Origin of the sequence: Polaromonas sp., assembly GCF_030689685.1 — a bacterium.
Taxonomy (GTDB): domain Bacteria; phylum Pseudomonadota; class Gammaproteobacteria; order Burkholderiales; family Burkholderiaceae_C; genus Polaromonas.
This window is the reverse complement of the sequence record NZ_JAUYEY010000051.1, coordinates 1-25,283: the sequence shown is the minus strand read 5'-3', so window position 1 is coordinate 25,283 and position 25,283 is coordinate 1. Positions and strand designations below refer to the sequence as shown.

General features: G+C 61.0%; 28 protein-coding genes and 2 pseudogenes. 14 read left to right on the top strand and 16 right to left on the bottom strand.

Going from position 1 to position 25,283, the window contains the following annotated elements; all coding sequences use genetic code 11:
- Positions 1–76 precede the first annotated feature (76 nt).
- Positions 77–715 carry a 5-formyltetrahydrofolate cyclo-ligase gene (locus tag Q8O29_RS12560; RefSeq protein ID WP_305563274.1) on the bottom strand — a complete coding sequence of 213 codons (639 nt, stop codon included), beginning with the start codon at positions 713–715 and terminating at the stop codon, positions 77–79.
- A gap of 9 nt (positions 716–724) precedes the next feature.
- Here Q8O29_RS12560 and Q8O29_RS12555 point away from each other — a divergent pair, with 9 nt between their 5' ends.
- On the top strand, positions 725–2,749 hold the full coding sequence (locus Q8O29_RS12555; RefSeq protein WP_305563272.1) for a lytic transglycosylase domain-containing protein: 2,025 nt from the start codon (positions 725–727) through the stop codon (positions 2,747–2,749).
- Positions 2,750–2,906: 157 nt separating this feature from the next.
- Here Q8O29_RS12555 and Q8O29_RS12550 read toward each other — a convergent pair whose 3' ends face one another.
- On the bottom strand, positions 2,907–3,350 hold the full coding sequence (locus tag Q8O29_RS12550; RefSeq protein WP_305563270.1) for a hemerythrin domain-containing protein: 444 nt from the start codon (positions 3,348–3,350) through the stop codon (positions 2,907–2,909).
- Between the two features lie 136 nt (positions 3,351–3,486).
- Here Q8O29_RS12550 and Q8O29_RS12545 point away from each other — a divergent pair, with 136 nt between their 5' ends.
- Positions 3,487–4,476, top strand: a complete 990-nt coding sequence (locus tag Q8O29_RS12545) for a complex I NDUFA9 subunit family protein (RefSeq protein WP_305563268.1) — start codon at positions 3,487–3,489, stop codon at positions 4,474–4,476.
- Positions 4,477–4,572: 96 nt separating this feature from the next.
- Entirely contained in the window at positions 4,573–5,262 is a 690-nt protein-coding gene (locus Q8O29_RS12540; RefSeq protein WP_305563266.1) for a glutathione S-transferase family protein, read from the top strand.
- Positions 5,263–5,392: 130 nt separating this feature from the next.
- Here the strand turns inward: Q8O29_RS12540 and dtd are convergent.
- The 3 genes and pseudogenes from dtd to Q8O29_RS12525 form a co-directional block, all read right to left on the bottom strand.
- Positions 5,393–5,674, bottom strand: a pseudogene (dtd, locus tag Q8O29_RS12535) (D-aminoacyl-tRNA deacylase); the annotation flags it as partial.
- Positions 5,675–5,842: 168 nt separating this feature from the next.
- Positions 5,843–6,016 (bottom strand): annotated as a pseudogene (locus Q8O29_RS12530) (D-aminoacyl-tRNA deacylase); the annotation flags it as partial.
- Entirely contained in the window at positions 6,013–6,927 is a 915-nt protein-coding gene (locus Q8O29_RS12525) for a cation diffusion facilitator family transporter (protein ID WP_305563264.1), read from the bottom strand. The pseudogene Q8O29_RS12530 and the gene Q8O29_RS12525, both read right to left, overlap by 4 nt.
- Positions 6,928–7,064: 137 nt before the next feature.
- Between Q8O29_RS12525 and Q8O29_RS12520 the strand changes: the two genes are divergently transcribed.
- A complete protein-coding gene (locus Q8O29_RS12520; protein WP_371134229.1) occupies positions 7,065–7,784 on the top strand; it encodes an ankyrin repeat domain-containing protein in 720 nt (239 codons plus the stop codon).
- A gap of 13 nt (positions 7,785–7,797) precedes the next feature.
- Here Q8O29_RS12520 and Q8O29_RS12515 read toward each other — a convergent pair whose 3' ends face one another.
- Genes Q8O29_RS12515 through tyrS form a run of 3 tightly spaced genes read right to left on the bottom strand, consistent with a single transcriptional unit; the run spans position 7,798 to position 9,825 of the window.
- Positions 7,798–8,220, bottom strand: a complete 423-nt coding sequence (locus Q8O29_RS12515) for a PIN domain nuclease (protein ID WP_305563263.1) — start codon at positions 8,218–8,220, stop codon at positions 7,798–7,800.
- Positions 8,220–8,534 carry a type II toxin-antitoxin system VapB family antitoxin gene (locus Q8O29_RS12510; RefSeq protein ID WP_305563261.1) on the bottom strand — a complete coding sequence of 105 codons (315 nt, stop codon included), beginning with the start codon at positions 8,532–8,534 and terminating at the stop codon, positions 8,220–8,222. The genes Q8O29_RS12515 and Q8O29_RS12510 overlap by 1 nt, the downstream gene beginning before the upstream one ends.
- Positions 8,535–8,592: 58 nt before the next feature.
- Complete coding sequence (gene tyrS / locus Q8O29_RS12505; RefSeq protein WP_305563259.1) at positions 8,593–9,825, bottom strand: tyrosine--tRNA ligase; 1,233 nt, start codon at positions 9,823–9,825, stop codon at positions 8,593–8,595.
- 209 nt (positions 9,826–10,034) lie between these two features.
- On the opposite strand from tyrS, the gene Q8O29_RS12500 reads away from it, so the two are divergent.
- Complete coding sequence (locus Q8O29_RS12500) at positions 10,035–11,393, top strand: M23 family metallopeptidase (RefSeq protein WP_305563385.1); 1,359 nt, start codon at positions 10,035–10,037, stop codon at positions 11,391–11,393.
- 73 nt (positions 11,394–11,466) lie between these two features.
- Positions 11,467–12,621 (top strand): anhydro-N-acetylmuramic acid kinase, encoded by a 1,155-nt coding sequence (locus Q8O29_RS12495; protein ID WP_305563257.1) that lies wholly within the window; start codon positions 11,467–11,469, stop codon positions 12,619–12,621.
- A gap of 90 nt (positions 12,622–12,711) precedes the next feature.
- On the opposite strand, the gene erpA is transcribed toward Q8O29_RS12495, so the two are convergent.
- The 5 genes from erpA to rplM all read right to left on the bottom strand — a co-directional run bounded on the left by erpA (position 12,712) and on the right by rplM (position 15,339).
- On the bottom strand, positions 12,712–13,077 hold the full coding sequence (gene erpA / locus Q8O29_RS12490) for an iron-sulfur cluster insertion protein ErpA (protein WP_305563255.1): 366 nt from the start codon (positions 13,075–13,077) through the stop codon (positions 12,712–12,714).
- Positions 13,078–13,150: 73 nt separating this feature from the next.
- Complete coding sequence (locus Q8O29_RS12485; RefSeq protein ID WP_305563253.1) at positions 13,151–13,594, bottom strand: polymer-forming cytoskeletal protein; 444 nt, start codon at positions 13,592–13,594, stop codon at positions 13,151–13,153.
- Between the two features lie 26 nt (positions 13,595–13,620).
- Positions 13,621–14,328 carry a DUF6776 family protein gene (locus Q8O29_RS12480; RefSeq protein WP_305563251.1) on the bottom strand — a complete coding sequence of 236 codons (708 nt, stop codon included), beginning with the start codon at positions 14,326–14,328 and terminating at the stop codon, positions 13,621–13,623.
- A gap of 166 nt (positions 14,329–14,494) precedes the next feature.
- The gene (rpsI, locus tag Q8O29_RS12475) at positions 14,495–14,887 is read right to left on the bottom strand and encodes a 30S ribosomal protein S9 (RefSeq protein ID WP_188707544.1); all 393 of its coding nucleotides are present in this window, start codon (positions 14,885–14,887) and stop codon (positions 14,495–14,497) included.
- Positions 14,884–15,339 (bottom strand): 50S ribosomal protein L13, encoded by a 456-nt coding sequence (gene rplM, locus Q8O29_RS12470; protein WP_305563249.1) that lies wholly within the window; start codon positions 15,337–15,339, stop codon positions 14,884–14,886. The genes rpsI and rplM overlap by 4 nt, the downstream gene beginning before the upstream one ends.
- 232 nt (positions 15,340–15,571) lie before the next feature.
- On the opposite strand from rplM, the gene Q8O29_RS12465 reads away from it, so the two are divergent.
- The 7 genes from Q8O29_RS12465 to Q8O29_RS12435 all read left to right on the top strand — a co-directional run bounded on the left by Q8O29_RS12465 (position 15,572) and on the right by Q8O29_RS12435 (position 20,935).
- Positions 15,572–16,558 (top strand): 23S rRNA (adenine(2030)-N(6))-methyltransferase RlmJ, encoded by a 987-nt coding sequence (locus Q8O29_RS12465; protein WP_305563247.1) that lies wholly within the window; start codon positions 15,572–15,574, stop codon positions 16,556–16,558.
- A gap of 25 nt (positions 16,559–16,583) precedes the next feature.
- On the top strand, positions 16,584–16,742 hold the full coding sequence (locus Q8O29_RS12460) for a hypothetical protein (protein ID WP_305563245.1): 159 nt from the start codon (positions 16,584–16,586) through the stop codon (positions 16,740–16,742).
- A 128-nt stretch (positions 16,743–16,870) separates the two neighbouring features.
- Complete coding sequence (gene paaA / locus Q8O29_RS12455) at positions 16,871–17,878, top strand: 1,2-phenylacetyl-CoA epoxidase subunit PaaA (RefSeq protein WP_305563243.1); 1,008 nt, start codon at positions 16,871–16,873, stop codon at positions 17,876–17,878.
- On the top strand, positions 17,875–18,207 hold the full coding sequence (gene paaB, locus Q8O29_RS12450) for a 1,2-phenylacetyl-CoA epoxidase subunit PaaB (RefSeq protein ID WP_305563241.1): 333 nt from the start codon (positions 17,875–17,877) through the stop codon (positions 18,205–18,207). Before paaA ends, paaB begins: the two co-directional genes overlap by 4 nt.
- Positions 18,207–19,097, top strand: a complete 891-nt coding sequence (gene paaC / locus Q8O29_RS12445) for a 1,2-phenylacetyl-CoA epoxidase subunit PaaC (protein ID WP_305563239.1) — start codon at positions 18,207–18,209, stop codon at positions 19,095–19,097. Before paaB ends, paaC begins: the two co-directional genes overlap by 1 nt.
- A gap of 12 nt (positions 19,098–19,109) precedes the next feature.
- Positions 19,110–19,610: a 1,2-phenylacetyl-CoA epoxidase subunit PaaD gene (gene paaD, locus Q8O29_RS12440; RefSeq protein ID WP_305563237.1), complete on the top strand. Its 501-nt coding sequence runs from the start codon at positions 19,110–19,112 to the stop codon at positions 19,608–19,610.
- A 206-nt stretch (positions 19,611–19,816) separates the two neighbouring features.
- Complete coding sequence (locus tag Q8O29_RS12435; RefSeq protein WP_305563235.1) at positions 19,817–20,935, top strand: 2Fe-2S iron-sulfur cluster-binding protein; 1,119 nt, start codon at positions 19,817–19,819, stop codon at positions 20,933–20,935.
- 1 nt (position 20,936) lies between these two features.
- On the opposite strand, the gene Q8O29_RS12430 is transcribed toward Q8O29_RS12435, so the two are convergent.
- The 3 genes from Q8O29_RS12430 to Q8O29_RS12420 form a co-directional block, all read right to left on the bottom strand.
- Complete coding sequence (locus Q8O29_RS12430; RefSeq protein WP_305563233.1) at positions 20,937–21,968, bottom strand: cytochrome d ubiquinol oxidase subunit II; 1,032 nt, start codon at positions 21,966–21,968, stop codon at positions 20,937–20,939.
- Positions 21,961–23,499, bottom strand: a complete 1,539-nt coding sequence (locus Q8O29_RS12425; protein WP_305563231.1) for a cytochrome ubiquinol oxidase subunit I — start codon at positions 23,497–23,499, stop codon at positions 21,961–21,963. The genes Q8O29_RS12430 and Q8O29_RS12425 overlap by 8 nt, the downstream gene beginning before the upstream one ends.
- Positions 23,500–23,629: 130 nt before the next feature.
- Positions 23,630–24,211 (bottom strand): GbsR/MarR family transcriptional regulator, encoded by a 582-nt coding sequence (locus tag Q8O29_RS12420; RefSeq protein WP_305563229.1) that lies wholly within the window; start codon positions 24,209–24,211, stop codon positions 23,630–23,632.
- A gap of 341 nt (positions 24,212–24,552) precedes the next feature.
- Here Q8O29_RS12420 and Q8O29_RS12415 point away from each other — a divergent pair, with 341 nt between their 5' ends.
- Positions 24,553–25,068 (top strand): DUF1697 domain-containing protein, encoded by a 516-nt coding sequence (locus Q8O29_RS12415; protein ID WP_305563227.1) that lies wholly within the window; start codon positions 24,553–24,555, stop codon positions 25,066–25,068.
- Positions 25,069–25,283: the final 215 nt, after the last annotated feature.

Sequence of the window (25,283 nt, the reverse complement as noted above, 5' to 3'; positions counted from 1 at the left end):
AGAAAAAGGCGACCCGATAGTCGGGGTCCCTTCGGGGGCAGGGAGTTACACGAAGTGAACGACCGTGGGGGCCACACTACACCGGCCAAACCACCCCGTTGTCATTGAGGATGGCATCCAGCGCCACATCGTGCGGCTCGGGGTCCAGGTCGGGCAGCCAGCCATGGCTGTAGCCGAGGCCGACGGTGAAGGGTTTGGGCTGCAGTGTGGCCAGCGTGCGGTCGTAAAAGCCGCCGCCGTAACCGAGCCGGAAGCCGCCGGGCCCGTAACCGACGCAGGGCACAAACAGCAGGGTCGGCACAATGATCTCGGTGTCCTTGGGCTTGGGGATGCCGTAGGCGTCTTCTTCCATCGGGCAGCCAGGGTACCAGGCGTGGAAGGTCAAGGTCTTGTGCAGCTTGTTGACCACCGGCAGGCCGATCTTGCGGGGCGACCGGTTTGCTATGTTTTCAGTAGCTGCTTCTGCCCGTCCCTCATGGGCTGACGCCTGATTTGATTCAGATTCCTGGCTTAAGATCGCGTCTTCCTGCCAGCGGTACAGCGCGGGCAGCGGATCAAATTCCCCCTTGATCGGCCAGTAGGCCCCGATCACCGCATCTTCGCGGCCGACCAGCCAGATCCGCATGACACGCTGTAACAGGTCGGCACGCTGTAGGCGATCCGGCAGATTCAGGCGTTGTTCGATCAATGCTTTGCGCGCGGTTAATTTGTCCATAATGTCCCGATGCTATCCAAATTTTTTGTCACAGCCCTGATTTCGGGCCTCAGCTCGGCACTTCTGCCCACACAAGCCTTCGCACAAACCAGTGGTTCGCGCGGCGACGACGTGTTGCTGGAGATGAACCAGGCCTTTAAACGCGGGGACAAAAACCGGCTGGCGCAGTTGCTGCCGCAGGCCCGCGGCCATGCGCTCGAACCCTGGGCCGCCTACTGGGAACTCAAAAACAGGCTGGGCGAAGCCAGCGCCGCAGAGGTGCAGGATGTCATGGCGCGTTACGTCGGCAGCTACCAGGAAGACCGGCTGCGCAACGACTGGCTGTTGTTGCTGGGCCAGCGCCGCGACTGGGCCACTTTTGCTTCCGAATACCCGAATTTCCGCATGGGTGACGACAGGGATGTGCGTTGTTATGCGCTGCTGGTCGAACACCTGAAAAACCCGGGCGCAGATACGCGGCTGGCCGATGAAGTGCGCAAGAACTGGCTGGCCCAGCGCGAAGCAAGCGACGGCTGTACCTCTGCGGCGTCGCGGCTGGTGGGCAACAAAAGCCTGTCCACGCATGATGTCTGGATCAAGGCCAGGCTGGCAACAGAAGCCAACCGCCCGCGCGCCGCGCGCGAAGCGGTTGAGATCATCGCCCCGGAGGCCTTGAACCTGCTGGCAGAACTGAACACCAGCCCGGTGAAGTTCTTGAGCAGCAAGATGATTGCGATCAGGGAGGTGCGCCGCGAAATCATTGTGCTGGCGCTGGTCAAGCTGGCCAGCACCGACGCCGACGGCGCTGCGCGTTTTGTAGAAGACAAATGGGGCATGCAGCTCACCGGCGAAGAGCGCAACTGGGTCTGGGGCGCCATCGGTAAACAAGCCGCCAGCCGCTTGAGCAACGAGGCACCGGGCTACTTTGCCAAAGTCAGCAAGGACAGCGACCTCAGCGACGAAATGCTGGGCTGGAAAGTGCGTGCCGCCCTGCGCGCCGGCAGCACGCCGCGCTGGCCGGTCGTGCTGGGCGCCATCAACGCCATGAGCGACGACGCCCGCAAAGACCCAACCTGGGTCTACTGGAAGGCGCGCGCGCTGCTGAGCAACGCGCCGCCCGCTGCGCCCGGTGGCCCGATATCGCCGCAACGCGCCGAAGCCCTGGCGTTGTTACAGTCGATTGCTTCGGTGCGCGGCTTTTATGAGCAATTGGCGCTGGAAGAGCTGGGGCAAAAAATTATCGCACCGCCCAAACCAGCGGCACTGTCGCCAGAAGAAAAAGAAGCAGCACGCCTGAACCCGGGCTTGAACCGTGCAGCCTATGCGATTGCGATTGGCCTTCGGCCCGACGGCGTGCGCGAATGGAACTACAGCACCAACCTGCACCAGCGTGGCGGTATGGGCGAGCGTGATCTGTTGGCCGCTGCCCAGTTTGCCTGTGACCGGTCCATCTGGGATCGCTGCATCAACACCAGCGAAAAAACGCCCACTGTGATGGATTTCGAGCAGCGCTTCCCCACACCCTTTCGTGAGGCGGTCATGCAGCGCAGCCGTGACATCGGGCTGGACCCGGCCTATGTCTATGGCCTGATCCGCCAGGAGTCGCGTTTTATCATGGACGCCCGCTCGCACGTTGGCGCGTCGGGCCTGATGCAGGTGATGCCGGCCACTGCGCGTGAGACGGCGCGCCACATTGGTCTGACCAGCTTCACCGCCAACCAGATCAATGACCGCGATACCAACATCGTCATAGGCACCGCTTACCTCAAGCGCGCCCTCGACGACTTCGGCGGCTCTATGCCGCTGGCTGCGGCGGCCTACAACGCCGGCCCGGGCAGGCCGCGCAGCTGGCGCAACGGCCCGGTCATGGAGGCCGCGATCTGGGCCGAAAACGTGCCGTTCAGCGAGACGCGCGACTACGTGAAAAAAGTGTTGTCCAACACCACCAATTACGCCGCGCTTCTGACCGGACAGCCGCAATCGCTGAAAGCGCGGCTCGGTAGCGTGGGCCCGCGTGATGCGTCGGCGCCGTTGCCGGATGAAAAAATGCCCTGAGATGCTATCAAATAGATAGCTGTCTGCGCAGGTGTGGCAAGGGCTGAAGCCGAAAATGACTTAAAAATGGAGTTGCCCATGCTGCAACGGGGCCTTCTTACTCCCTCTCCCTCTGGGAGAGGGCAGGGGTGAGGGCCAACGCGCGGGTGAGAACGCCTCAGTCCTTGACGCGCTGCGACAAAAACTCACCTTCGTAGTCCTTGGCCAGTGACAGTTTTTCGGCTTCTGTCAGTACCTTGCCAGCCAGCTGGAATATCCCCTGCTCTTCGTCCTCAAGATGGTGATAAACCTTGTGGTGCAGTTCTTTGGCGACCGCAATCCACGCCGGTGAACTGAACTCGGTTTTCTCCAGCTTTTCCACCAGCTCGTCCATCTCATGGTGCTCTGCAATGCCGTGACGCGAAGGCTCCTGCGTCATGTCGTGTGCAATCAGTGGCACGTAGAAGAAGCGCTCTTCAGCCGCCGCGTGGGCAGCCAGCTCGGCTTTGAGTTCCTTGAAGAGCAGATCACGCTCCTTGCTGTCGCCTGAGGTCTTGATCAGGTTGTCCGCAAGGTTGCGTTGAGTGATGTGGCTGGTGCGGAGGGCTTCAAAAATGTTCATCAGCAGATTATCCAAAGGCAAGCGCCATAGCGGCGTAGGTCGGCAAGCCAGTTTCGCCTGCGCCCGAGGCCTACACCAGCGGGTGTTTTGGGTATCTGTTTTGCATGCGTCGTCCTGAAGGCGTTTAATGACAGCTATGAAAAAAATACTGGTTCTGGGCGGTACAGGTTTTGTCGGCCGCCATGTCTGCGAGAAGCTGACCCAACTTCAATGGCGCGTGACGGTGCCCACGCGCCAGCTTGCCAGCGCGCGCGATATCCAGATGCTGCCTTCGCTGGACGTGTTTGAGGCCAGCGTGCATGACGAAGCGGCGCTGACGCAACTGGTCGCCGGGCACGACGCAGTGGTCAACCTGATTGCCATCCTGCATGGCAAGCAGCAGGCCTTTGACAAAGCGCATGTCGAGTTGCCGAAAAAACTCGCCCGCGCCTGCGCTGCTGCCGGTGTCAGGCGCGTGGTGCATGTCAGCGCTCTGGGCGTCGACGCGCGCAACCCGGATGGCGCGCCGTCCATGTACCTGCGCAGCAAGGGCCATGGCGAAGTGGCCTTGCACCAGGCGCCGCTGGCGCTGACCATATTTCGGCCCAGTGTGATTTTTGGCGCCGAGGATAAATTTCTCAATGTCTTTGCCAGTCTGCAAAAGATGTTCCCGGTGATCCCGCTGGCCGGCAGCCATGCGCTGTTCCAGCCGGTGTGGGTGGAAGATGTGGCCAGCGCCATCGTGCACTGCCTGCAGGACGCGCATCTGCACGCCACGACGGGCCAGACCTTTGAAGCCTGCGGCCCGGATGTCTACACGCTCAGACAACTGGTCGAGCTGGCAGGACGTTTCAGCGGCATCAACCAAGGCCGAGGCCGACCCGTGCTTGCGCTGCCTGCGGCGCTGGGCCGGCTGCAGGCCCGCATGATGGCCCTGGCGCCCGGCGAACCGCTGATGAGCCGCGACAACCTCGATTCGATGAGCGTACCCAACATCGCCAGCGGCAACCTGCCGGGGCTGGAGGCGCTGGGCATCACGCCTGCGGCACTCGAGGCGATTGCGCCCAGCTACCTCGGGCCCAACGCCGGCGGCTGGGGCCTGCGCAGCAACCTGGTGGCCAAACGCAAGACCGCTGGGCGCTTCTAAGCGGTCACCCGTGCATGCATCAATCGACGCGCCTTTGCGCATCAATGGGATGGCCGGCGCGCAGTAGCATAGGCGGTCATTTTCAAGGGAGGCCCCGTGCTCAAGCTCTACATCGCCAACAAGAATTACTCGTCCTGGTCCATGCGCTCCTGGGTGCTGCTCAAGCAGGCTGGCATACCGTTCGAGGAAGTCATGGTGCGCGTCGGCACCGATACCTTCGCCCCCACCTCCAGCTTCAAACAGGCGGTGCTTGCGGTGAGTCCGGGGGGCCGGGTGCCGGTGCTGGTGGACGACGGCTTCGCGATCTGGGACACGCTCGCTATTGCCGAGTATGTGGCCGAGAAGTTTCCGGAAAAGCAGCTCTGGCCGCAAGACGTGAAGGCGCGCGCCCGCGCGCGCAGCATCTGCGCCGAAATGCACTCAGGCTTTGGCGCCTTGCGCAGTGCCTGCCCGATGAACATCGAAGCGGACCTGTCCCAGACCGGAGCCATCATCTGGCGCGACAAACCGACGGTACGAGCCGATGTGCAGCGCCTTGTGGAGATGTGGACCGAACTCTTGGCGCAGCACAAGAGCCCCATGCTTTTTGGCGAGTTCTCAGTCGCTGACGCCTATTTCGCTCCGGTCTGCATGCGCCTGAAAAACTATGGCCTGCCGGTACCGGACCTCATCTGCGACTACATGGATCGGGTCGGCGGCCTGCCCGGCGTGAAGGCCTGGATGGACGAGGCTCTGGCTGAAAAAGACTTTGTTGATTTTGATGAACCTTACCGGTTGACACGGTAAGCGGCCAGCACCACTGCGTGAGCACAGCAAGGCGATGGAAGCGAATGAGATCGAAATGGTGGCCCACCGGAAGGTCGCCGATTTCAAGCATCAAATAAGGCTCCAGCCCTTATTTCATAGGCGGAAGACGCTACTGAATTGATAGCGGATCAATGCGCAGCGGAATCGTCACCGGCCCGTCATTGACCAGGTGCACCTGCATGTCGGCTGCAAACTGGCCGGTCTGCACCACCGGATGGAGCCGCCGCGCCTGCGCCACAAAGTAGTCGTAAAACCGCCTGCCTTCGTCCGGCGCAGCAGCACCCGTGAAGCTGGGCCGGTTGCCGCCAGACACATCAGCGGCCAGCGTGAACTGGCTGACAATGAGCAGACCGCCGCTCACGTCCTGCACGCTGCGGTTCATCTTGCCCGGTTTACTGGCCCCCACGCTTGCCACTTCGTGTGCTGCGCAAGGCCTTGTAGGCCGCAGCTCGCGAGACGCTTCGCCTCTGTCGCCTGTCCAAACCTGCTCAAGCAGGTTTGGAGCCGCAGGCTCCAGCCCCTCGGGGGGTGGCCGTGCTTGGGGCGGCCCGGCGCCCGGCTCGTCAGCAAATATACGCAGCTTCAGGATTTTTGCCAGCAGCTTGTCGGCCTGCACTTCGCTGTCTCCGCGCTCGGCACACAACAGCACCAGCAGGCCCATGCCGATCTCGCCGATCACTGCGCCACCCACCAACACACGCGCCTGGCTTACCCGCTGGATCACACTGATCAAATCAAATTTCTCTCATCGTCAAAGTGCGCTTCCACATCCGATGGCAGCAACTGAATGGTGGCACGCAGGCCAGGCACCGCGCTCATCAGCGCCTGCTCGACGCTGGCACGCAGGGCGGCTGCCCTTCCCAGCGACCAACTGCCCGGCATGTGCATGTGCAGATCCACAAAACGGCGCTGACCGGCGCGGCGCGTGCTCAGGTGGTCAAAACGAATGGTGGCATGTTCGAAACCGGCAAGGGTTTTGTGGATGTCGGCCAGCACTTCGGGCTCAAGCGCCTCGTCCATCAGGCCCTGCGACGATCGCCACATCAGCCTGAAGCCTTCCCACAGGATGTTGAGCGCCACACCGATGGCCACCAGCGCATCCAGCCACAGCCAGCCGGTCAGCGCCACCGCCGCTATGCCGACCACCACACCGGCTGAGGTCCAGACATCGGTCACCAGGTGCTTGGCATCGGCTTCGAGTGCAATCGAACGGCTTTTGGCGGCAACGCCAAACATCACCCAAGCCAGCAAACCATTGAGTGCAGAGCTGACCACCGACAAACCCAGACCCCAGCCCACCTGCTGCAAGGGCTGTGGGTCCAGAATGCGGTGGCCCGCCGCCCAGATGATCGCGAGCGCCGCCGCCACAATCAGCAGCCCCTCAAAACCCGATGAAAAATACTCTGCCTTGTGGTGGCCATAGGGATGGTCATCATCAGCGGGGCGCTGCGCAATGGTGACCATGGCCAGCCCGAAAATCGCGCTGGCCAGGTTCACAAAAGACTCCATCGCATCAGCCAGCAAGCCGACGGAGCCGGTGATGTACCAGGCCCCGGTCTTGAGCACAATGGTCACCAACGCCACCAGCACCGAGGCCCGGAGCAGGCCTCGTGGCGTCAGCGATTGCAATTGCGGAAATTTCATCGATCCATTGTGAATGATGTTCCTTGCTCACCCCTCATGCCGCAAAATGTACCGAAGCTGCAGACGCTGACATAGACGCACCGACCAAACCCTACACCGGTTCAGCCGGCAGCAAAGCAGTCAGCAGGAGTCACGCCATGAACCAGAACTTACTTCGCCTGCACCTCCACCTGCAGGGCAGCATCGTCGCCGTCGCCTGTGGCTTGGGTGCCCTGGGCATGGAGCCCGCTAACGCCCAAGTGGCTCCGAGCGGCGTGGAGGCGGCACAGTACAAGGGTTTGCACGCAGCCGCCTACACAGGTAATGTGACAGAGATTGAAAACCTTGCCGCCAAAGCCGACCTCAATGCCCGCGACGGCAACGGCCGTACGCCGCTACATGTGGCCACCTTTGCCAGACAGCACGACGCGATTCGCGCGCTTGTGAAAGCTGGCGCCAACATCAACCTGCTCGACAAGGACCGCTACGACGGCGTGACGATTGCCTCGGTCGCTGACGATGAAGACACGCTGCGCGTGTTGCTGTCACTCGGCGCCAGCGCCAGGCAGGTCACCAGTCGCTACGACGGCACCGCGCTGATTGCCGCTGCGCATCTGGGCCATGATGGTGTCGTCAAACAGCTGATTGCTGCCGGCGCGCCGCTGGACCATGTGAACAACCTGCACTGGACAGCGGCGATTGAAGCGGTGGTGCTGGGCGACGGTGGCGCCCGGCATAAGGTCACGCTCAAAGCGCTGATAGACGCGGGTGCCCGCCTGCAACTGACCGACCGGCAGGGCAACACGCCGCTGCAACTGGCCCGGTCGCGTGGCTACACCGCGATGGTGCAGATGCTGGAAAAGGCAGGCGCCAGATAAGGCAGAAAACGCCTCAGTGCCTGGGCGAAAAGGCGCGGTTCGGATAGATCACAAGCGCTGGCGCTGCCTGCGCCAGTGCCAGAAAATCGCGGTCGTTGTGCACCAGCATGGCTTCATGCTCGATAGCCATGGCCGCAATCAGGCAGTCGGTTGATTTACGGATCGTCAAGCCTTTCTTCCGCGCACGCCGATACAGCTGCGCTGCCGCCTCAAAAGTCTCCAGCGCATCCAGTGGCTGCAGCAGGGTCTGCGCGCCCAGCACCCGGCGGGTCGCGGCAAACTGGCGCTCGGAGCTGATACCTTGCAGCACCTCCAGGTAAATCATCTGCGTGAGCGCCAGTTCTTCGTGCGCCTCGCGCTCTTGAACAAAACGAACCGCGTCGGTGTCAGCCCCGTGCAGCCAGTCAATCCAGACCGAGGAATCGACCAGCAGCATCAGCTCTTCCTGGGTCGGGCGGGCTTGATCGGGCTGGAGGGTTTTTTGGCGCTGGGTTGGGCGGCCACCGGGTAGATGGCACGCGGTTGTTCCACCCGGTTTTGCCCGACTTCGACACCGCGTGCCCACGGCGCCTTGGGGTCGTAGTCAGCGTCCACACCGCCTATGCCAAACAACTCACGCACCGAGGGTCGTGTGGCGCGCGCGACCATCTCGCGCAGGGCGCGGTCCACCACCTCACGTTTGGTACGTGCACCCGACAGCCGCATGGCCTCAGCCACAACAGCCTCATCAATATCGATGTTGGTAATCATGTGGATAGATTGTACACTGCCTGTACAAATCAGATCTTCACGCCATGTCAGGCGGCCCTTATGTCAGGGTCACGCGCGCAAACTTGCGCTTGCCAACCTGCACCACATACACCCCGGCAGACAGTTTGAGCGCCTTGTCGCTGACCACGCTGGAGTCCACACGCACCCCGCCGCCTTCGATCAGCCGGTTGCCGTCGCCGGTTGAAGTGGCCAAGCTGGCCATTTTGAGCAAAGCGGCAATGCCCAGCGGAGCGCCGCTCAGGCTGATTTCAGGAATTTCGTCCGGAACGCCGCCTTTGCTGCGGTTGATGAAGTCCTGCTCTGCTGCGTCAGCGGCTGCTGCGGAATGAAAGCGCGCGGTGATTTCTTTGGCCAGCGCCACCTTGGCCTCTTTGGGGTTGCGACCAGCCTCCACCTCTTTTTTAAGCGCGGCGATATCGGCTTCGCTTTTGAAGCTCAGCAAGGTGTACCACTTCCACATCAACACGTCGGAGATCGACAACACCTTGGCAAACATGGTGTTGGCGTCTTCGGAAATGCCAATGTAGTTGTTCTTGCTCTTGGACATTTTTTCCACGCCGTCCAGCCCTTCAAGCAGCGGCATGGTCAAAATGCACTGCGGCTCCTGGCCGTATTCGGCCTGCAGGTGGCGGCCCATGAGCAGGTTGAATTTCTGGTCGGTACCACCCAGTTCCAGGTCGCTCTTTAATACCACCGAGTCGTAACCCTGCATCAGCGGGTACAAAAACTCGTGCACGCTAATAGACTGGCCGGCCTTGAAACGCTTGTTGAAATCGTCGCGCTCCATCATGCGGGCCACGTTGTATTTGGCGGCCAGGGCAATCATGCCGCGCGCACCCAGCGGGTCACTCCATTCGCTGTTGTAGCGAATCTCGGTGCGCGCCGGGTCGAGCACCATCGAAGCCTGTCGGTAATAGGTCTCGGCATTGGCCTTGATTTGCTCGGGGGTCAGCGGCGGCCGGGTGGTGTTGCGCCCGGACGGATCACCAATCAGTGAGGTGAAGTCACCGATCAAAAAGATCACTGTGTGCCCCAGATCCTGCAACTGGCGCATTTTGTTCAGAACCACGGTATGGCCGACATGAATGTCAGGCGCGGTCGGGTCCAGCCCCAATTTGATGCGCAGCGGCGTAGCGGTGGCCTCGGAGCGGGCCAGTTTTTTGAGCCACTCGTCTTCAGGAATCAGCTCTTCACAGCCGCGCAAGGACACCGCCATGGCCTCCCTGACACGGTCAGTGACCAGGAAATTTGTAACAAGCTCTTGATTCATAAGGGTTTTCACATGTCGGGCGGTTGTCTGACAGATATACTCGCGTTTCTGCCATGGTTAGGCGCCAGTGCTGGCTGGCCCACAAGTTGCAAACCCATTCTAAATTGTCGTCCGCCCACGTTTTTTCCGGCGGCACATCATTTTCATCCGCCGTCACCGGGCTTCTTGTTGTTGCCTGACGGCTCTCTAAGTTGGGAAATTCAGTTTTGATCAAGAACGATCTCTCATACGGCCTGCAAGTCGTCACCGCTTTTTTTCACCGTCACCCGAAAAGGATCACAGGCACATTGGCTGCCCTGTTGCTCGGCACAGGCGTGACCGCTTTCGGCGTGGCCCCACTCGCACCTGACGCAGCCGATCTGCCCGTGCGCCAGGTGCTGGAAGCCGTTCAAGCCCTGCCCACGGAAAGCCAGACCGAGGTGTTGGGCGATTTTCGCTACTCATTGTTTCGCACCGACACCACCCGCAGCAGCGATACTGCCGACGCCCTGCTCAGGCGACTGAACATTGACGATGCCTCCGCCTCGGTTTTTTTGCGCAGCGATGCCAATGCACGCCTTATCCTGGCAGGCCGCCCAGGTAAGACCGTCACGGTCGAAGCCAGCGACAGCCAGCAACTGCTCAAGCTCAGCATGCGCTGGCCCACCGACGATGAAGCCCTGTTCAAACGCCTGGTGATCGAACGCAGCGCGGCGGGCCTGAGTTCACGCATTGAGACGGCGCCCTACGCAGCATCGGCGCGGTTGGCCAGCGGCAACATCCAGACCTCGCTGTTTGCGGCGACCGATGAGGCCCGCATTCCCGACGCCGTTGCAGTGCAAGTCGCTGAAATTTTTTCGGGCGATATCGATTTCCGGCGCGACCTGCGCAAGGGCGACCGCTTCAACGTGGTGTATGAAACCCTGGAAGCCGACGGCGAAGCCTTGCGCACCGGCCGCGTGCTGTCGGCCGAGTTCGTCAATGCCAGCAAAACTTACCAGGCCATGTGGTTCCAGACCCCCGGCCAGGGTGCGGGCGCGCAGAACAAGGGCGGCTATTACACCCTGGACGGCCAGAGCCTGCGCCGCGTCTACCTGAGCTCACCGGTCGAGTTCTCGCGCGTCAGCAGTGGCTTTTCCATGCGTTTTCATCCCATCCTGCAAAAGTGGCGCGCGCATTTGGGCACTGATTTCGCGGCCGCCACCGGCACCCCGGCACGCACTGTCGGTGACGGTGTGGTCGAGTTTGCCGGTATGCAAAACGGCTACGGCAATGTGGTTTTCATCAAGCACCGCAACGGCCACGAGACCGTGTATGCGCACCTGAGCAAAATCTCGGTACAGCGCGGCCAGAATGTCAGCCAGGGCCAGACCATTGGCCTGGTCGGCGCGACCGGCTGGGCCACCGGCCCGCACCTGCATTTTGAATTTCGCGTCAACGGTGTCCACCAGGACCCGATGACGATAGCCAAGCAAAGCGAAACCATTGCGCTGTCTGCGGCAGCCATGCCCGCATTCCGCGAACTGGCTGCCGGCGTGAAAAGCCAGCTTCAGGCGGCAGCGACGATCACTCAGACCCGCGCGGAATAGTTGCCCCCCACGGTCGCTCACCGACGCCAAGTCTCTGCCACGGGTGCATGCTGCCATGCGGCAAAATGGCTGCATGCTCAATCACTACATCGGCCTGATGTCAGGCACCTCCCTCGATGGCGCGGACGGCGTACTGGTTGATTTTCTGGGCGGCAAGCCGCAGGTGATCGCGACGGCTACCGAGTCTTTTTCGGATGACTTTCGCGCCGAACTGCTGGCGCTGAACGCCCCCGGTCACAACGAGCTGCACCGCGCGGCCCTGGCCGCTAACCAACTGGCGGTGGTCTACGCCCGCGTCGTCAAAGCGCTGCTGGACCAGGGCGCTGCCCAGGGGGTCCCAGCCAGCCATGTGCAGGCCGTCGGCGCGCACGGGCAAACCGTCAGGCACCAGCCGCCACCCGGCCCTTCCCAGGCTTCCCAGGCTTCCCAGGCTTCCCATGCCGCCTACACCCTTCAGCTCAACAACCCGGCCCTGCTGGCAGAGCTGACTGGCTTGCCTGTGGTCGCCGATTTTCGCAGCCGCGACCTGGCGGCGGGTGGCCAGGGCGCGCCGCTGGCACCGGCTTTTCACCAGGGCGTGTTTGGCCAGGAGGATGCCACCGTGTGCGTGCTGAACCTTGGCGGTATCTCCAACCTGAGCGTGTTGCCGCCTAAAGGCACAAGAGCCGTGCAGGGCTTTGACTGCGGCACGGGCAACGCCCTGATGGACGCCTGGTGCCAGCGGCACACTGGCCAGGCGTTCGACGCCAGCGGCGCCTGGGCTGCCAGCGGCAAGCTGATCCCGGCCCTGCTGGCCAGCCTGCTCGACGACCTCTACTTCGCTCTACCGCCTCCGAAAAGCACCGGTCGCGATCTTTTCAGCGCGGCTTGGCTGGATCACAAGCTGGCCGCCTTTTCCCGCGAACGCCCTGAAGATATCCAGAATACATTGACCGAATTCACTGTCAGCCCATGTGTAGCGGGCATCAACAGCTATGCAAAAGATAGCAAATTGCTGATTGTCTGTGGCGGGGGTGCCTTCAACCAGCATCTGATGCAGCGCCTGCAGGCAAGCTTGCCGCAATTGCGGGTTGAATCGTCGGAGTTGCAGGGCCTGCCGCCGTTGCAGGTCGAAGCCGCAGCATTTGCTTGGCTGGCGCGCCAGGCGGTTCTGCGCCAGGCCGGTAACCTGCCCAGCGTGACTGGGGCTGCCGGGCTGCGGGTGCTGGGAGCGATTTACCCGGCCTGACGGTTGCAGGCCGGCCCAGCGAGCGCTGAAAAGGCTGACAACAAAAAAGCCGCCTTTCGGCGGCTTTTTAAAGGTGCTTGATCTGCGCTATCAGGCAGAAAAGCTGGAACCGCAGCCGCAGGTGCTGGTGGCATTCGGGTTCTTGATCACGAACTGGGCGCCTTCGAGGTCGTCCTTGTAGTCGATCTCGGCGCCGACCAGGTACTGGTAGCTCATGGCGTCAATCAACAGCGACACACCGTTCTTGGTCATGGTGGTGTCGTCTTCGTTGGTGATCTCGTCAAACGTGAAGCCATAGGAGAAGCCGGAACAACCGCCACCCTGAACAAACACGCGCAGTTTCAGGTCCGGGTTGCCTTCCTCGGCAATCAGGTCTGCCACTTTGGCCGCCGCGCTGTCGGTAAAGACAAATGGATCGGGCATCTGGGTCTGGATGTTTTCAGCAACTGCGCTCATGGGAAACTCCGTTCTTCACAAATCAATCAATTTATAGTACAGCAATTCGATCAACCATAAGGCGCACGCTGACTTAGAGGCGCCCGAAGCCGCTGACAGAGACTTCGTCCCGTGTTTTTTCGACGTTGTTGGCCGCCAGCGTCAACAGGGGCTTGTCGCCCACCTCGTGGTTGGTGGGCCGCAACTGCCCAAAGATGACCGCGCCCTGGTGCATTTCAAGCGCCTTGTAGGCGATATCGCCCTGGATTTTGGCCTTGGGCTGCAACTCAAGCAGTTCTGACGCGTGCACAGGGCCAACCACGCGGCCGTTGATGATGACGTGGTCGGCGTGAATATGGCCGGTGACACAGGCCGTCTCGCTGATCACCAGAATGCTGGGGCTGCCTTCGTTGGCACGTATGTCACCAATCACTTCGCCGTCAATGCGCAAGCCGTCGGTGAACTTGAGATTGCCTTCAATACAGCTACCCTGAGCGATCAGGCTGCGAATAGAGGGCTGGGCTTTTTTACCGAACATGGGGAAATTCCTGTCTTGCATCAACACTACAACTTGATGGCTTGCACGGAACGCGTGGCGGTTCCTTCGACGAGTTTGGCTGTAATCGTTTGTACCACGGCTTGGGGCGGCAAGTCGAGAACACCTTCCACGCGCCGGTACTGTTTGAACTGTAAAGTTTGCGGACCACCGGACAAACCGGTGGTCCAGGGCTTTCCGGCCAGCGTGCCGCTGAACGTCAACTCCAGCTTGCCGTTAAATACCGGCGCATCGCGTACGGGCTGAATCACCAGCACCTGCCATTTGAGTTGCATGTCAGACAGCTTTTCGGCCTGCAGGCCCCGAATGGCTGCGCTGTCGGCCCCGCCGGCCGGCAGCAGCTTCTCGAAAAACCCCAGGTCATCACGCAGCAGCCGGTTCTCCGACTCCAGTTGCTTGATCTGGCCCACCATCTTTTCCTGCGCAGCTTTCTCGGCCGTCAGCAGACTGCCTGAAATGTTGGCGATCGATTGCGATTTGTCGCGTTCAGAGCGAAGCTTCGCAACTTCTTCACGCAGCTTGCTCAATTCGAGCTTGGCGGCCTTGTCCAGTCCGGCAATGCTGACGCCGAGCTCAAAGGTCCACAGCGCAATGGCGGCAGAAAAACCAAGCATCATCGCGCCCAGCGCCCAGCGCAACGGCCAGGGCATGGAAGTGCGTATCGCCATGCGCGGGGAGCTGATGGTCAGACGGCGGCGAAACAGGCGAAACTTCAAAGGCAGACCCTGCGGTTTTTATGTTGGGAGGTGCATTGTGCACGCAGATGAACCCGCAACCGCCTATAAGCGGGTAAGGATTTGCGTCCGCGTCCGTCCGGCGACAATCCATGAAAAAAGCCGCCAGGCGCAAACCGGACGGCTTTTTCGGGAACAGCGAAACGAATTAACGCTTGCTGAACTGCTTGCGGCGGCGTGCCGAGCGGAAACCGACCTTTTTACGTTCGACTTCACGTGCATCACGTGTCACAAACCCGGCCTGGCTCAGAACCGGCTTGAGGGTGGTGTCGTAGTCGATCAGCGCACGGGTGATGCCGTGGCGTATCGCGCCGGCCTGGCCGGACTCACCGCCGCCGTGGACGTTGACCATGATGTCAAAGGTTTCGACATGGTTGGTCAGGTGCAGCGGCTGCTTGCAGATCATGATCGACGTTTCGCGACCGAAGAAGGTCTGGATGTCACGGTCGTTGACGGTGATCTTGCCAGTGCCTTTTTTGATGAACACGCGGGCGACGCTGGATTTGCGACGGCCGGTGCCATTGTTCCAATCACCAATCATTTGGCCACCCCGTTCGATAAAGCTGGAATCTCAAGCACTTTGGGCTGCTGGGCAGTGTGCGGGTGCTCGGCACCACCGTACACCTTGAGTTTTTTGATCATGGCGTAACCCAGCGGTCCTTTGGGCAACATGCCCTTGACGGCTTTTTCAAGCGCGCGGCCGGGGTGCTTGGCCTGCATGTCCTTGAAATTGGTCGCCGAGATGCCGCCGGGATAACCGGAATGGCGGTAGTAGATCTTGTCGGTCGACTTGGCGCCGGTGACACGTAGCTGGGCTGCGTTGATGATGACGATGAAGTCACCGGTATCGACGTGGGGCGTATAAATGGCCTTGTGTTTGCCGCGCAAACGGAGAGCAACTTCGCTGGCTACTCGTCCGAGGACCTTGTCGGTCGCGTCAATCACAAACCACTCATGCACCACGTCAGCGGGTTTTGCGCTGAAAGTTGTCATGGAGTTACTTCTAAAGTTGGTTTGAGCAGCCCTTTTCCACGGTCGGTGTTTCTCTGATGGAAACCTCTTAGGTGGTGTCTAAGCCTCGCCGCGGGGCCAGCCAATCGCTGCGAAGCCTTCGATTATACAAAACTGGTGGGATGCCGCAAGGCGGCGGGTACAAATTTCAGAAACAAGCTCCAACCGGCCTCCTTTTAACCGGACAAAATCCCCTGCCCGTTACCATAGCGCCATGTTTAGTTATCGCCACGCCTTCCATGCCGGCAACCATGCCGACGTGCTCAAGCACACCACGCTGATCGCGTTGATGAAGTACCTGACCCAGAAAGACACGGCGCTGACCGTGTTCGACACCCATGCGGGTGCCGGCCTGTACCGGCTTGACGGGGATTACACCGAAACCAGCGGTGAGGCCAAAGACGGTATTTTTCGCTTGATTTCAGTGCCAAATACGCCTCCAGCCCACGTCGGTCAAGGGCAACCAGCTATTAAAATAATAGCATCTAAAAAAACGAAGGCGCCCGCTGTGCAGCCGCTAGCGCCGGCTCTGCAGGATTACGTTGACCTGCTGCGCAGCCTGAACCAGGCTTTTGCGGAAACCGGCGACCCGGCCCAGCTCAAGATTTACCCCGGCTCGCCCTTCATCGCGCAAAAGTTCCTCAGCGGCCGCGACAAGCTCAAGTTGTTCGAACTGCATCCCACCGATTTCAAGTCGCTGACCGGCAACATCGAGCAGCTCGGCGCGGGCCGGCAGGTCAGCGTCACGCGCGAGGACGGCTTTGAGGTGCTGAAAACCTTTTTGCCGCCGCCGGCGCGCCGCGCCATGGTGCTGTGCGACCCGAGCTACGAAATCAAGACCGACTATGCGCGGGTGGTGGTCTGCATGGCCGACGCCGTCAAGCGTTTTGCCACCGGCACCTATGTGGTCTGGTACCCCATCATTCCGCGCCCCGAAGCGCACGACCTGCCGCGCAAGCTCAAAACCCTGGCGGTCAAGGCTGGCCGCAGCTGGCTCAACGCGACCCTGACCGTCAAGTCCAGCAAACTGACGACCGACGAAGCCGGCGATGTGAAGCGGCCCGGCCTGCCGGCCAGCGGCATGTTTGTGATCAACCCACCGCATACGCTGAAGGCCGACCTGCAGGCCGCCCTGCCGCAGATGGTGGCGCGCCTGGGGCAGGACCGTAACGCAGGTTTCACGCTGGAACACGGCGGCTGATACCGGAGGCAGCAAGGACAGGGCCATGGCGTTGGTTCCGGTGATCGAGGACGACGATGACATCCGAGGCAACAACGTCCGCCTCTTGAAGCTCGAAGGTTTTGACACCCTGGCCGCCACCGAAGCGAACCGTCTCATGGCCAGAACCCGCTGGTACCTTGCACCTCGGCCGACGACCTGCTGACCGACCTGGCGCGCGTCGCCTGAAACCAGCCTGCTCGCCCAACCGCAATTAACCGACCGAACGGTCGGTTAATTGATATACTGTTGCAAAACCGAAGGTTCAGCGAGCCCTAGCGACAGGAGACAAGCATGTATACCCAATCCCTTGACGTGCCCGATGCATCGGCGCCCGCGCTAGCGGCCGTGCCATCAGCGCCCGACGCGCTGCAAACCCGCTTTGACGAAAAGATTGACGCTGACCAGAAAATCGAGCCGCAGGACTGGATGCCCGAGGCCTACCGCCGCACCCTGGTGCGCCAGATCAGCCAGCACGCGCACAGCGAAATCATCGGCATGCAGCCCGAAGGCCAATGGATTTCGCGCGCACCCTCGCTCAAGCGCAAGGCGATTTTGCTGGCCAAGGTGCAGGACGAAGGCGGCCACGGCCTGTACCTGTATTCGGCGGCTGAAACCCTGGGCACATCGCGCGATCAGCTGCTGGACGCACTGCACACCAGCAAGGCCAAATACAGCTCCATCTTCAACTACCCGACCTTGCAATGGGCCGATGTCGGCGTGATTGGCTGGCTGGTTGACGGTGCGGCCATCATGAACCAGGTGCCGCTCTGCCGCTGCTCCTACGGCCCGTATGCGCGCGCCATGATCCGTATCTGCAAGGAAGAAAGTTTTCACCAGCGCCAGGGCTTTGAAAGCCTGATGGTGCAAATGCAGGGCACACCCGAGCAGCGCGCCATGGTGCAGGACGCGGTGAACCGCTGGTGGTGGCCGGTGCTGGCCATGTTCGGGCCACCCGATGCCGACAGCACCCATGGCGCGCAGGGCATGCGCTGGGGCATCAAACGCATTTCCAACGACGATTTGCGCCAGAAGTTTGTGGATGCCACCGTGCCGCAGGCTGCGGTACTGGGCGTGACCCTGCCCGACCCCGATCTGAAATGGAACGACGAGCGCCAGCAGCACAGCTATGGCGCCATCGACTGGGACGATTTCTGGGCCGTGGTGGGCGGCAACGGCCCCTGCAACAAGGAACGCTTGGCCAATCGCGTGAAAGCGCATGAGGACGGACAGTGGGTGCGTGATGCGGCGCAGGCGTATGCCGCCAAACAGCAAGCGCGCCTTTTGAAGGAGGCCGCATGAGCAAGAGCCCTCACCCCAACCCTCTCCCAGAGGGAGAGGGAGTAGTGCAGCGCGACTGGCCTCTCTGGGAAGTGTTTGTGCGCAGCAAGCAGGGTCTTGAACACAAACACTGCGGCAGCCTGCATGCCACCGATGCGCAGCAGGCGCTGCAAATGGCGCGTGATGTCTACACCCGGCGCCAGGAAGGCGTGAGCATCTGGGTCGTGCCCTCCAGCACCATCACCGCCAGCGAGCCTGATGACAAACCCGCGTTTTTTGAGCCTATGGCCGACAAGATTTACCGCCACCCCAGCTTCTACAACATCCCCGATGAAGTGGGCCACATGTGATGGCTGCGCTGGCAACACCCGTCACCGCGCCGCTGGACTACCTGCTGCACCTGGCCGACAACGCACTGGTGCTGGGCCAGCGCAATGCCGAGTGGTGCGGCAACGGCCCGGTGCTTGAAGAAGACATCGCCCTGGCCAACATGAGCCTGGACCTGATAGGCCAGGCGCGGATGTTGTACCAGCATGCGGCTAAAATTTATACCCCCACGCTCCCCACTTCGTGTGGTTCGCTGCCCCCCGAGGGGGCGCTGCGCCTGCGGCCCGGCAAAGCAGGTTCCGCGGCCCCGGCTGGTGAAGAGGCTGCAGGCGAACTCGTCACCGAAGACACGCTGGCCTACTTTCGTGACGCTGGGGACTTTCGCAACTTCACGCTGCTCGAACTGCCGCATGCCTCCAGCAGCTCGGAGCGCGACTACGCGGTGACCATCACCCGCAATTTTTTCTACAGCGCCCTCATGCTGCTGCTGTGGGAGGCGCTGCAAACATCGACAGACACGCAACTGGCAGCGATTGCCGGCAAGTCGCTCAAAGAAGTGCGTTACCACTTTCGCCACTCGCGCGACTGGCTGGTGCGCCTGGGCGACGGCACCGCCGAGTCGCATGCCCGCAGCCAGTCGGCTGTGAACCATTTAATGCCTTACACCCACGAGTACTGGGCGCAAGCAGCTATCGAAACAATAGCAACTCCAGAGACTGCTGCTGGTATGGCGATGCTGCAAACCCGCTGGGACGAACTGGTCAACGACGCTTTGGAAGAAGCAGGCCTGCAACGCCCGCGTGTCATGGCGAAACCGCCACAGGGCAAAAACGGCCAGCACAGCGCGCACCTGGCGCCGCTGCTGGCTGACATGCAAAGCCTGGCGCGCGCGCACCCCCAGGCGCGGTGGTGACAAGGTGATGTGGTGAACACCGTGCAAGCGATCTGGGACGCGCTGGAAGCCGTGCCCGACCCGGAAATTCCGGTGGTGTCCCTCCGCGAGCTGGGCATTCTGCGCGATGTACGCCACACCAGCGCAGGGGTGGAAATCATCATCACGCCCACCTACAGCGGCTGCCCGGCCATGGGGCAAATTGAGGACGACATCCACGCCGTGCTGGCCCAGCAACACATCACGGCCCGCATCACCACCCAGCTCGCACCCGCCTGGACCACCGACTGGATCAGCCCGGCGACAAAGGAAAAGCTGCGCAGCTACGGCATTGCGCCGCCGCACACCACCACGCCCGACAGCGACAGGGTGATCCGCTTTACAGCCCGCAAGTCTGCCGTTGATGCGGTGGCCTGCCCGCAATGCGGCTCGGTCAACACCACAGAAACCTCGCACTTCGGCTCGACCGCCTGCAAGGCCTTGTACAAGTGCCTGGATTGCCTGGAGCCGTTTGACTATTTCAAAAGTTATTGATGCCCCCACGTTCTCTCACTCCGTGTAGCTCTCTGCACCTTGCAGGCCGCCGCTCGCCAGAGGCTTCGCTTCTGTCGCCTGTCCAAACCTGCTCAAGCAGGTTTGGAGCCGCAGGTTCCAGCCCCGAGGGGGCGCTGCGCCTGCGGCCCGGCAAAGCCGTCTCCGCAGCCCCGACTGGTCAAGAGAACACCGGCAACTGACTTCACATGTCCTACTTCCATTCACTCACCATTTCACGCGTCACGCCCGAAGCCGCTGGCGCAGTAGCCATCAGCTTTGCAATCCCGCCCGAGCTGCAGGATGTGTTCCGCTTCACGCCGGGCCAGTTCCTCACACTGAAGGCGCAGATAGGCGGCGAATCCGTGCGCCGCAGTTATTCTATCTGTAGCAGCACCCAGCACCTGGCAGCCACGCAGGAGATTGAAGTCGGCATCAAGCCGGTCGAAGGCGGCGTCTTTTCCAACTGGGCCACCCGCCTGCAACCCGGCGACACGCTGGATGTGATGCAGCCCGAGGGCCGCTTCACGCCGCGCCTGAGCGGCGCGGTGCACCGCGTGGGCTGGGCAGCGGGCTCGGGCATCACACCGCTGCTGTCCATCATCGCCAGCACACTGGCCGGCGAATCCGGCTCCACCTTCACGCTGGTGTACTGCAACCAGCGCAGCAGCTCCATCCTGTTCAATGAAGCGCTACAGGACCTGAAAGACCGCTACCCGGCGCGCCTGAGCCTGATTCACCTGCTGTCGCGCCAGGCGCAGGAGGTGGCCCTGTTCAATGGTCGACTTGATGCGGCCAAGGTCAGCGAATTGCTGGCCAGCCTGATCCCCGCTGCCAGCATTGACGAAACTTTTATCTGTGGCCCCGAAGCCATGATTGAAGGCTGTGAGCAGGCCCTGCTGGCCGCCGGTGTGCCCAGGGCGCACATCCACGCAGAACGTTTTCTAAGCGGGTCGCCAACCGCTGATGCTATCAAATCAGGAGCTAATTACGCAGGTGGGATAAGGGCTAGTGGCCAAAATAGCTCTATAAAAAGCGCAGTACCCGGCCCCATCCACTTGTCGGTGCAACTCGACGGCAAGGCCCACGCGCTGCGCATGTTCGCGCATGAGAAGGTGCTGGACGTGGCGCTGGCTGCGGGCCTGGACCTGCCCTACAGCTGCAGGGGCGGCGTCTGCTGCACCTGCCGCGCCAAGGTGACTGAAGGCCAGGTGGCGATGGAGAAAAACTATACGCTCGAAGACTGGGAAGTCGAAAAAGGCTTTGTGCTGAGCTGCCAGGCCAGGCCGCTGAGTGACAGCCTGTCCATCAGCTACGACGAGCGTTGACCTAATACTTCAGCGCCGCGCTTTTGCCCCAGAACACACGGTAGGCAAACACCGTGTAGCCAATGATCATGGGCAGCACCACCGTCGCACCCACCAGAATCACGCCCATGGCCGCCGGTGCGGTCGCGGCCTGCCAGATCGTGATGCGGTCAATCACCAGCCACGGAAACAGGCTGTAGGCCAGGCCGTAGAACGCCAGCAAAAACACACCGACCGTGGCACCAAACGGCACCCAGGCGCCGTATTCATTGCCTGCGGCCAGGCGTACCGGCAGGCGCTGCAGGCTGCGGAAGATCACTGCAAACAACACCGCTGTGGCCGCCGGAATCGGTATCAGCAGCACGATGTTGGGAAACGAAAACCATTTGTCAAAAATGCTGGGACTGACCAGCGGCGTGGCGATTGAAATGGCGGCCACGCCGACCATGGTGAACAGCAGGCTGGCGCGCGCCCAGCGCACCGCGTGCAGTTGCAGCGCGCCTTCTGACTTGATGATCAGCCAGCCCGCACCGAGCAGGCAATAAGCTGCCACCAGCGCCAGCCCGATCACGGCATTGAACAGCATGGTCCACCAGGTATCGGCAAAACCGGTGATCAGCGAACCCAACATGTAGCCCTGGGACCAGCTCGCCAGCAGCGAGCCGCCGTAGAACAGGCGGTTCCACAGCGGCTTGTGCGCGGCCCGCGCCTTGACGCGGAAGTCAAAGGCCACACCACGCAGAGTCAGGCCAATCAGCATGAAAGCGACCGGCAGATACAGCGCACCCAGAATCACGCCGTGCGCCATCGGAAACACCGTCAGCATGATGCCCACACCCAGCACCAGCCAGGTCTCGTTGGCGTCCCAGAAGGGGCCAATGCTGGCAATCATGCTGTCCTTGTCGTCGTCGCTGGCGCGGCGCATCAGCACACCCACGCCCAGGTCGTAGCCGTCAAGAATCACATAGGCCAGCATGGCCAGGCCCATGACCGCCAGAAAAACAATCGGCATCCAGCCAGCGGCCTGCGTCAGGTCGGGAGCGAGGTCAAGCATGGGCGCCTCCTTCTTTCCCCGGGTAGTTGACGACGTTGAGTTGCTTCTCCGTGTCGCCGGCGGTGTTGTCGTCGCCAAACGGTTTGTCGGCGTGTGTCTTGTGGCGCGCCAGGTAAAACACCACCGAGATATAAGCCACAATCAGCGCCGCGTACAGCGTGAGGTACAAGGCCAGCGTCAGTGCAATACGCGGCGCCGACACTTGGGAGGCCGCCTCGGCTGTGGTCAGCACACCCGTGACCAGCCAGGGCTGGCGGCCAATTTCGGTGACATACCAGCCGGCGATCAGCGCGACCCAGCCGGCAAAGGTCATGGCCACCAGCATGCGCAGTTGCCAGCGCTTCAACTCCCGCGGGGGGACAACCTCTTCACCAGCCAGGGCCGCGGGTCCGGCTTCGCCGGCCCGCAGGCGCAGCGCCCCTGTTCCTGGTGCAAGGGGCAGCGAATTGCCGGAGGCTCGCGAAGCGACAAGCGTGGGGGCTCTATTTCTCCAGGGTGCGAGCTGAAAGGCACTGGCCCAACTCACAACGAGCATCAACAGCCCCATGCCAACCATGATGCGAAAAGCCCAGAACACTGGCGCCACTGGCGGGTGTTTGCCTTCAAACTGGTCCAGGCCCTTGATCTCTCCGTCCCACGAATGGGTCAGGTAGAGCGAGGCGAGTTTCGGAATGGCAATTTCGTAGCGGTTTTCCTTGGCCTTCTCATCGGGCAGCGCAAACAGAATGGCCGGTGCGCCCTTCTGGGTTTTCCAGATGCCCTCCATCGCCGCCAGTTTGGCCGGCTGGTGCTCCAGCGTGTTCAGGCCGTGCAAATCGCCTGCGATGATCTGCAGCGGAATCAGCATGGCGGCTAGGTAGATGCCGGTTTTGAGACTGGCCAACACCTCGGCGCTTTTGTCATCACGCAGCCAGCGGTAAGCCGAAATACCCGCCACCAGAAACGCCACCGTCAGCCCCGAGGCCAGCATCATGTGGGTGAAACGGTAGGGGAAGGACGGGTTAAAGATAACTTCAAGCCAGCTCGTCACATGCGCCTGGCCATTGATCATCTCAAACCCGGCCGGCGTGTGCATCCAGGAGTTGAGCGCCAGGATCCAGAAGGCCGACAGCGTGGTGCCACCGGCCACCAACAAGGTAGCGATGGTGTGCATGCGCTCACTGACACGTTCTCGCGCGAACAGCATCACGCCCAGCATGGTGGCTTCCAGGAAAAACGCAGTGAGCACCTCATAGGCCAGCAGCGGCCCGGCAATGTTGCCGACTTTTTCCATGTAGCCCGGCCAGTTGGTGCCAAACTGGAAGCTCATGGTGATGCCGCTGACCACACCCAGCGCAAAAGTCAGCGCGAAAATTTTCACCCAGAACTGGTAGGCGTCCATCCAGTGCTGCTGGCCGGTCTTGACAAAACGCAGCTTGAAAAACAGCAGCACCCAGCCCAGCGAGATGCTGATGGTGGGGAACAGGATGTGAAACGTGATGTTGGCCGCAAACTGGATCCGCGCCAGCAGGAATGCGTCAAGGTTTTCCATGGTGAGTTCCGGTCAAGTTTGTATAGATCTGTCATTGCGGGCCTGACCCGCAATCCAGTTCCCTCGGCATGCTGCATAGAAATTGGACTGGATCCCGGGTCGAGCCCGCGGTGACAGACAAAACACCGTTTTAGAAGGATGCATTTTTTACCACTACCGCCTTTAAGCCGAGGGTGGTCGCCACCTTGTCCTTGGCCTCCAGCAGCTTGGCGACTTTGGCCCCCATTTTCATCAAACTGGCCAAAGTCGCTGAGTCCATCTTCTGCACCTCTTGCAGCCAGCCCGTCATGAGTTCAATCAAGTCATGCATTTGCCGCATCCGCGCCTGGGCGTGAACATCGTCACCCGTCACGCCTTCTTCCATCAGCGCGTCGCGCAACATCGACAGCGTGGGATCAATCTCGCGTTTGCGCCGCTCTTCAGCCAGCGTGCGGAAGATCGCCCACACGTCTTCCGGCGCCTGAAAGTACTCGCGCCTGTCGTTGGGCAGGTGTTGCAGCCGCACCAGATTCCAGGACTGCAACTCTTTCAAACCCATGCTGACGTTGGAGCGCGAGAAAGCCAGCGCCTCGCCAATCTCGTCGGCATTGAGCGCGCGCGGCGAGACATACAGCAGCGCATAAATCTGGCCGACGGTGCGGTTGATGCCCCAGCGGCTGCCCATTTCGCCGAAGTGCAAAACAAAGCGCTGGGTCAGGGGGGCGATGTTCATGATTTGACCTACTGTATTTTCAGGAGTTACTGAAATTATAGGAATTATTGATGCAAATTAAGGTTTGCTTGTTTTGCCATTAACGATCCAAGGGGATTTGAGGCCCCCCGGGAAAAAAGGGGGCCGTTCAAATGGGAGATGCGCGGTGCTACCAGCAGCGCCTAAACTTGCGGCTGCAGGGTTTGGCGCTTATTTATTTGGCTGAGGAGCACCGGTAAAGATGGAATATTCTTTTAAGAATAAGGACTTGTGCGTATTTGGTAGGTCCAGAATATCGAGTACGGGCCAGTTTATCGAGCAGACCTTGCTCTATACATTAATTAGACCGCGCAAAATCCATCATGCCTCGATACGTTGCTTTTCTTCGCGGGGTCAGTCCCCTGAATGCCAAGATGCCCGAGCTGAAGCGTGCCTTCGAGGCGGCCGGTTTCACGAACGTGAGAACCGTACTCTCCAGCGGCAACGTGGTCTTCGATGCACGCTCAGCGGCCGAATCTTCGCTTGAGCGAAAAGCAGAGGCTTCAATGCAGGACTCACTCGGTCGCACGTTCTACACAATTGTGCGATCAGTCAACGCTCTACGAAGCTTGTTGGAGACAGACCCGTATACCGCTTTCTCGGCCCCGTCAGGCGCAAAGCGCGTCGTGAGCTTTCTGCGCGAGCCGAGCACCCCCAAACTCGCGCTCCCGCTTGAATCTGATGGGGCCCAAATCCTGGGCGTAGTTGGTCGGGAGGTATTCACTGCTTACGTGCCGAGCGACAAGGGGCCGGTGTTTATGAAGCTGCTCGAGAACGCATTCGGACGCGAGGTCACCACGCGAACGTGGGAGACCATCAAGAAATGCGTGTCCGCATGAGTCTCGCAGCGCGGCCTAGCCCTTCCATCGAGGGGACGCTTTTCGGCCTACGGCCTCCAAGCGCCCCTCAACTTTCGTTGAACTAAACCGCTACGCGGTGGCGGGTCCGCACAGGCCACCACCGCGTTTTTGTTGAGGGGTGGCTTGCGTTCGGGGAGTCTGAGGAGAAACCTTCAAGCTGGGGAATATTCCCCGGTTTTGAAGGAGACTTGTCA